The 7,037-nt window shown below is 51.4% G+C and carries 6 protein-coding genes; 4 read left to right on the top strand and 2 right to left on the bottom strand.

Annotated features, from left to right (window positions below):
• Positions 1-1,529: 1,529 nt before the first annotated feature.
• On the bottom strand, positions 1,530-2,360 hold the full coding sequence (locus tag A37O_RS0109285; RefSeq protein WP_156802556.1) for a hypothetical protein: 831 nt from the start codon (positions 2,358-2,360) through the stop codon (positions 1,530-1,532).
• A 127-nt stretch (positions 2,361-2,487) separates the two neighbouring features.
• Positions 2,488-3,204, bottom strand: coding sequence for an AAA family ATPase (locus A37O_RS0109280; RefSeq protein ID WP_083912633.1), 717 nt, complete (start codon positions 3,202-3,204; stop codon positions 2,488-2,490).
• Positions 3,205-3,221: 17 nt separating this feature from the next.
• Between A37O_RS0109280 and A37O_RS16220 the strand changes: the two genes are divergently transcribed.
• From A37O_RS16220 to A37O_RS15190, 4 genes are all read left to right on the top strand, one after another.
• Positions 3,222-3,473 (top strand): helix-turn-helix domain-containing protein, encoded by a 252-nt coding sequence (locus tag A37O_RS16220; protein WP_083912632.1) that lies wholly within the window; start codon positions 3,222-3,224, stop codon positions 3,471-3,473.
• Positions 3,474-3,650: 177 nt separating this feature from the next.
• Positions 3,651-4,256, top strand: a complete 606-nt coding sequence (locus A37O_RS15195; protein WP_033378012.1) for a ParA family protein — start codon at positions 3,651-3,653, stop codon at positions 4,254-4,256.
• Positions 4,257-4,264: 8 nt separating this feature from the next.
• The gene (locus tag A37O_RS0109270; RefSeq protein WP_018297228.1) at positions 4,265-4,510 is read left to right on the top strand and encodes a hypothetical protein; all 246 of its coding nucleotides are present in this window, start codon (positions 4,265-4,267) and stop codon (positions 4,508-4,510) included.
• Between the two features lie 472 nt (positions 4,511-4,982).
• On the top strand, positions 4,983-6,242 hold the full coding sequence (locus A37O_RS15190) for a replication initiation protein (protein ID WP_245533824.1): 1,260 nt from the start codon (positions 4,983-4,985) through the stop codon (positions 6,240-6,242).
• Positions 6,243-7,037 lie beyond the last annotated feature (795 nt).

Raw genomic sequence — 7,037 nt, 5'->3', positions numbered from 1 at the left:
TGCGCATATCTGCCCACACGCCTGCGCATATTTACCCACAAGGTTGCGCATATCTGCCCACACGAAAACCAGAATAAAAACCCACAACCAGCACAAATAAAGAAAAAATCGCCCGCCTATATCTTTATATCCATATACCAGTAGAACAATAACGCGCGCGGGCGCACGCGCGAGGCAGACCACCACAACATCTAGCCCCATACAACAACGAAAAAGAACTCCCGCCTCGCTCCGCTCGTTGCGCTGGCGCGGACGACTTCGTCGCCCTTGCCCACAAAAACCACACTCACCGCAGTCGCGGGCCACCGATCCTGAACGAAAAAACCACACACCTCACGGCCATCAGCAGTACACAGAACATGCAACGAACCCAGACACGTTCTTTAGAATTTTTGCAGCCACCGCAAGGGATGAAGCAAAAAGAAGGCAATTCACGGCACCACTTCACGAGCTGTACACCGCCCAGAATCGCCCCAGACCGACCAACAGGAACAAAACCAACCCCCATACACCATCACGACCCCTCAACGCCCCAGAAACGGCCACAGCGCATTTCAGGCAAGAAACAGCCATGGAACACACCCTGTTACACTCATAAACGCGGGTACTGTGAGCAGTCCGCGATGCAGTCCAACGACGAGGTTCGTCCCCGCGTCGTTATGGCACTTTTCCTGGGGCGTATTCCCAAGGGATGGGCATTATGTCTCTCCAACTACTGGCCGGTAGTTGGAGAGATTTCCTTTTCTAAGACCAGGCCATACGCAGAGCGACCATGCCTATATGGGCATATAGACATAGAGACATGTGCCTATGTGACCCAATGAAGTCCCCGCGGAGTGAGCAACGGGCTGCGTGCGGAAAATACATTGAAAAAAGAACACGCCAGCTCACGGGCGTGTAAACGCCGACCAGCCGAATACATTGCATAGAATAATGCCCGCCGAATATTAAACGGGCGCACGGCGGGCAGGCCGGACTCCCCGCGCGTTTTTGTATGGCCCCAGGTTTGTACAAAACCTGGTACCTATTAGAGAAATAGGACCTATAAAAGAGTATTAAAAGTACAGGTCATAGCCACTATTAAAAAGTTAGTGACATGTCACTGTAAATCTTCCGAATCCCGCACATCTCCCGCGGAGTCATTGGGTATGCGTGAATGTGTGCCTGAAACAATTATATCTTGCAGGCATGGTCTGCGGGAGCATCCTGATTTTGCAGGAAAAATCATCTCCAGTGGCGGGATTGAACTTATGGGAGAGCGACCGCTTGGCTTCTAATATGACTCTATGCCTATAAGGTTATATCGCTATATGACCCCATCTCTTGGGAGGGGATCGGTTACTTATTTATCTAGCCGGGAAACTGTCACATAATGCCGATTATGTTACGAAAGTAGTTCAATGCCGATTTATAGATTTAACCGCTGATCTCTATATTTCGAGTTTTCTGTGTGATCTCAGTCCCGTCTGGTATGAATTCTTTGAATCGAATTAGGCACCCGGCAAGATGTGTGAGCTACATGGCGTTCTTTAGCCGGTGATTACGTAGTCTTCACCGCTACCTTTACCGATTTTGCCGTACATGAGCATGGATAGCGTGTAAGCCATGTGTCCAATAGCGTTCCTACTGTTTCCACTTGTTGTTTCCTGTGGGTCGTCGCTTTGCACCGAGACCCACGCACCACGAAGGCCGTAAGGCTCGACCTCCTCAGAGATTCCTCCGGGGTTGATGGAGAAAGTAAGATTCATAGCGGTGTTGTCATTGAATAGATAGCCACGGGTGTTGGGGTCAATATTGGTGTTGAAAATCATGGTCGAATCCTCAACCAGCCCATTGGAGCTTGCATAAGCTAATCCATCATCGGCCAGAACAGACACCCCTGCTACGTCGTTTACATTCTCGAACTCCGTCACATTTTCCGAGCGGTTGTTGTAAAGATCGGAGTTCACATCACGATTATATTCGTTCTGCTCTGCAGATAAGGCCGACACGGTGATGGTGGCGTTGTTGATGTCGCCGCCTGGGATGTCGGTGATGTCTGCGTCTTTGATGATGATGTCGCAGGTTTTGTGGCCGGATTGGGTGGGGTTGCCTTCCTGGAAGGACACGTCGACGTATTCTGCGTTGCCACCGTCTTCAGCGGTGTAGTACAAGACGAACTCTTCGGCCTTCTCAGTGAACATTGAGCTGCATCCTTCATTGGCGATGGAAGCAAAACGTTCATCGCTGCCTTCAAAATGAGGAGGTTTGGTGGGGATGGCGTTGGGTTCCTTCGCCGTTGTTTCCTGCCCGCCGGTACCGCCGTCTCCGGTTTCGCTGCTGGTACAAGACGCCAGAACAAGACCTGCGGATACAGCCACAGCAGTAGCGGTCAAAAGGTGGCGGGAGGAAGAGCGGTGAGGCATTTCTTGGACTTCTCTTTCTTAGCTTTACGTGGTTTGTGCTGGATTTAATGAACACAGGAATTCGTGAAAGAAAGTGATTCGATTAGAGTCCCCACCGAGATTCGAGTTCTTTTACCAACAGCTCAAAGCAATAGTGTTCTTCGCGCCAATCAAAACTGTAAGGGCGTCCCTGTGTTCTGCCCAGAGATTCGATGATGCTGGCCAAGACAGTGGGAGGATTCGAGATGACAGTAGCGATCGTCTCCTGTATGCAATCGAATCCAAACTCGCTACAGTCTTCCCTCTCCCGAAGCACAATAAGCAGGGCGCCAGACTCCCCCAGAGTTTCGAATATGGCGGTGGCATTTTCCTCATGCATTGTCGTGATCGGGACAATTGTCCGTTCGGCGACTTGTGCGCAGATCTGGGCCATGCCGCGACCTCCGTCGAGGATTGTGACTCCCCCGGGCCCAAGGTCTGCATCGATCGCTTGTATCCGGCGGTACTCCTGCACCGACTCGTCAAGCCCTTGCTTCTTTGCGATCGTGGTACTGAAAACTTGAAAAGGCAGGGGATCCGCATTCGCCTTGGCATTGATGGAGATCCCGTACGGCCCTGTAGTGGTTCCAGCAATCACATCGAGGGGATCGAGGACCGCCACTCCCCTCCCCTGTCGTGCTAGCTCGGAAGCGAGCAGCATTGAGGTAGTCGTTTTTGCTGCTCCACCTCGGTCATTTGTGACTGCAATGATCATTTTTCCTCCGAATCGATCAATATTGCCCTCAATGATACTTATAGTCTGTAGACCTTTGGTCATCATTTTCAGAGTTTTGATGGGTGGATAAAACTGAGGGCGATGATGCGCTACTTCGTGAATTTGGACAAAGGCTACGAACAATTCGTGAAGAGAAGACTCTTTCCCAAGAAGCGTTAGCTCATCTTGCAGGGCTTCACCGAACCTATGTCAGCTCGGTCGAGCGAGGCGAGCGGAATATTTCTTTGTTGAATATCCTTACGCTTGCCACAATCCTTGATGTTGATCCAGGGAAACTTGTTGAAGGCATGGAGCGGTGGCCTGGAGAGAAATGAGACCCCACGATGAATCTATGACTGTATGAACATACGTCCATATCGCCATATGTTCATAGTTGCTAAGAGTGGATAGAAACGACTTAGTCATCATACGGCCGAGACACTCTCTCGACACGTGTGGTCATATGGCTATATGTTCGTATGCTCATGTCGGTGGGCTGCTAGTGTCAGGGTATGGCAAACACCATTGCGGTTATCCAAACTAAAGGCGGAACAGGGAAAACGACAACAGCTATGATGCTCGCATTTGCGCTCGCATCCATGGGAAATCGGGTAGTTGTGCTCGATTCGGACAAACAGCGTTCCGCAGCTGACTGGTTCGATGATGCTGGTGGTGACATCGGCTTCGATGTCCGCTCAGTCCCCACTGATCGGACATTAAATACTGCACTCTCGCAATATGATGATTACGACTATGTTCTTGTAGATACCCCTCCCGGCAGCAACAGTATTGTGGAGGTTGCATCGCGTGCTGCCGACCTCGTCCTGATTCCAACGGGTGTTTCCCCCTTGGACATGAAACGAACCCAAGCGACCCTCGATTCATTTGAAGGATCCAACATTCCTGTTGCGGTAGTGCTTGTCAACGTCGATAAACGGGAGAAATTACTCGATCTGGCAGAAGAGAACCTTTCAGCCAATAGTCGTGCGGCTCTCGCTGACACGATCATCCCAACGCGGGCAGCCACTCGTGGTGCAGGTGGAACTATTCCGCGTATCACCACTAAGCCATTTCAGGAGTGGGTAGATCTAGCAGAAGAGCTAAAGGAAGCATTCTAGGAGGAGACATGGGAATTGGAAATGCAGCAAAAAAAGCAGAAGCGAGTGCCCGGAAAAAAGTCGGTACGAAAGAGAAGGCAGAAGTATCTGCTCCCCTAACGGGTTTTGAGGAGCGTTCTGCAACGTTGCGCATTTACGTTAAAGACAAGGCCCTTCTCAAAGAAGCTAAGTTGGCAGCCCTGGAAGATGACACTAGCTTGTCCCAGCTTTGGGAAGAGTGGGCAATGGAATGGTTGAAAAACCGTAAAAACTAATGGTAGTTAATATGACTGTAGGGCCATAGGGTCATATAGCTCTACAGCCATATATTTTACTTTCGGTATGCGACACTCCTAGATAGACAACCGCGTAGAAAGGGGACATCCACCACGGCTACTAGGGCGTTATGGGGTTACTTACGCACCTGTCATTTACACTAGGAAACATCCCTAGAAAAGAATGAAGGCCACCAGGCGGCAACCTGATGACCTTCGCTTATCACCCGGCACCAACCTGGGGGAAAGCATATACATGACTCTACCTAAAGCGGATCCCCCAGGCACAACCCGGCTCGCCAGTTTAGCTCCACCCCTCTATGACAAACGTGCATGCGGAGGGCTAGACGATACACCTGCAGGTGTCACAGACCGAGATGAGCTGATTGCCCACTTGGGGAGGACTACTTTGCATGGGTGCGTCAATAGAGATTTCACAAAATCATACAGACGCACCCAGGACGGGCGCTCTGTGCCACGTTTATACCGGGTTGATTCAGAAGCTCTTGGCAAATGCGAATACGTAATGCTCACCAACAAACAGCGAGCCACAGTCCTTGTTGTAGACATCGATCAACCAGGGACACCAGGCGGACACCCAACCAATTTGGCGGAAGATGTACGAGTCGCATTTCTCCAGCTTCTAGACCACAATCTCGGGCCGGCTTGGGTGGGAATCAACCCGCAATCAGGTAAAGCACAAGCCATCTGGCTGATTGATCCAGTTTATGCTGGAGAACAAGGAAAATCATCACCCATGAGTCTACTAGCGGCCACTAGCCGAGCTCTTGGTGAACTACTCGATCATGATCCTCATTTCGCCCACAGGTTTAGCCGTAGTCCGTTCTATACAGGGGATTCGCCCACTGCATATCGGTGGTATCGACAGCATGGTCGAGTTAACCGTCTTGGAGACATGATTAGGGAGGTCCGAGCAATGTCAGGCCAAGCCCAGCACGAAAAGAACCCTCGCCAACAGTTTTCAAGCGGACGGGAACTGATCAATGCGGTACGCACTCGACGTGAGGAAGCTCAAACGTTTAAAACCATCGCTGATGAAGTTGACGGCGAGATTGCCGGAGAGCTGGATCAATACGACCCCGAACTTATCGACGGGGTTCGCGTTTTACTTATACGACAAGGTCGGGCAGCCCGTGATGAAACCGCATTCCGCCATGCGCTTAAAACTGGTCACCGTCTGCGCAAAGCAGGGGAGAGGATGACGGATACGGCGCTTATTGATGCCTATGAACACGCCTACAAAGTTGCCCAACGGGTAGGAGCTGATGGACGCGATGAGGAGATGCCACCGCTACGTGATCGCCAAACGATGGCACGGCGAGTGCGCGGATACGTTATAGCATCTAAGACAAATGAATATGGGAACTCATCTTCCCCAGGCCGTGCGACAAGCAGTGAGCGTAAAGCGCTTTCCACTATGGGACGGCGAGGCGGCAAGAAGGCTGCAGAACGTTGGAATAACACCGACAGTGAGTACGCGCAGAATGAACGTAGGAAACTTGAAGCCGCCAACAAGAAGAGGGCTCTAGGAGGACGCGTCGGTGCTCGCCAGATTGCCAACTTTTTTGATGACCATATGTTCCAGACAGGCAACTACCCAACCATCCCGCAGGCTATGAAGGAGTTTGGCGTTTCGCGCCCAACGGTGAAACGAGCTTTGAAAAAAGCAGGGATTACTTTGCCCAGAGGACGACCAAAAGCTGAAAAATAAATGGGTCAGGCCGTAAGCAATATACGGTTCCCCTGCCGTGAGGCAGTAGGTACTTATTTCAGGTTAGCGAAAGCACGTCAACCATTTCACCTTCGTTTGGTTTACGTGCTTTCGCTGTTCTCTTTAGCCGAAACAGGCGGTGTAGCGCGTAGGTCCTGGGGGCGAGGTATGAACGTAAGCCCGCTTGTTGCTACCGGCACCAGGGAGGGCGACTAGTGTGTCGGCTACGAACGGTGTTTACGTCCTTTACCCCGTGGTGCTTCCATGGCTATACGCTGTTGCGTACGTTTGTATGATCGTACTTTCTTGAGGTTGTGATGCAGGCTCCGTGGCGTCCTCCTGATTGGAGTCCTAGGGAGCGCCGGAATTCTCCGTGTGTGTTTAGCTCGCCTGACGATGCTCGCTCTGCAAACGACCAGATGAGAGTCCGACTTTGTCGGCGATTTGGGTAATGGTGTATCCCAAGTCATACAGCTCTGACATTGCGTCTGCGATTTCGATGTTGGTGGTGTCGGCGGTCTTGACTCCCCGCGCTACGGTTGCGAGATTATCCGCGGTCGTATCGACTCGAGCGCGCTGCTCACATTCAAGTCGTTTCTTAATTTCTGCCTTGGTATTCCTCTGTGCTATCGCCTCGGCCCTCACTTGATAGTCCGCGTTCGTTTATTTCTAGATCCCAACTACCCACCGCTGCTACTTCGCGGTCAAGTCCTTTTGAGTGGTGTATCCGCCAGCGGTTGACTCAGCGATGAACTGACCGCTGACGGAACAGGATTCCTTACGCCACCAGAGCCT

It is taken from the genome of Corynebacterium lubricantis DSM 45231, assembly GCF_000379425.1.
Classification (GTDB): Bacteria; Actinomycetota; Actinomycetes; order Mycobacteriales; family Mycobacteriaceae; genus Corynebacterium; species Corynebacterium lubricantis.
Note: the sequence above shows the minus strand (reverse complement) of the source record. Positions and strands in the feature narration are given on the sequence as shown.

Excerpts from the sequence above, each read along its gene's own strand:
- A37O_RS0109270 (WP_018297228.1), top strand. The coding sequence starts at position 4,265 with ATGGGAATTGGAAATGCAGCAAAAAAAGCAGAAGCGAGTGCCCGGAAA.
- A37O_RS0109280 (WP_083912633.1), bottom strand. The coding sequence starts at position 3,204 with ATGATGACCAAAGGTCTACAGACTATAAGTATCATTGAGGGCAATATT.
- A37O_RS15195 (WP_033378012.1), top strand. The coding sequence starts at position 3,651 with ATGGCAAACACCATTGCGGTTATCCAAACTAAAGGCGGAACAGGGAAA.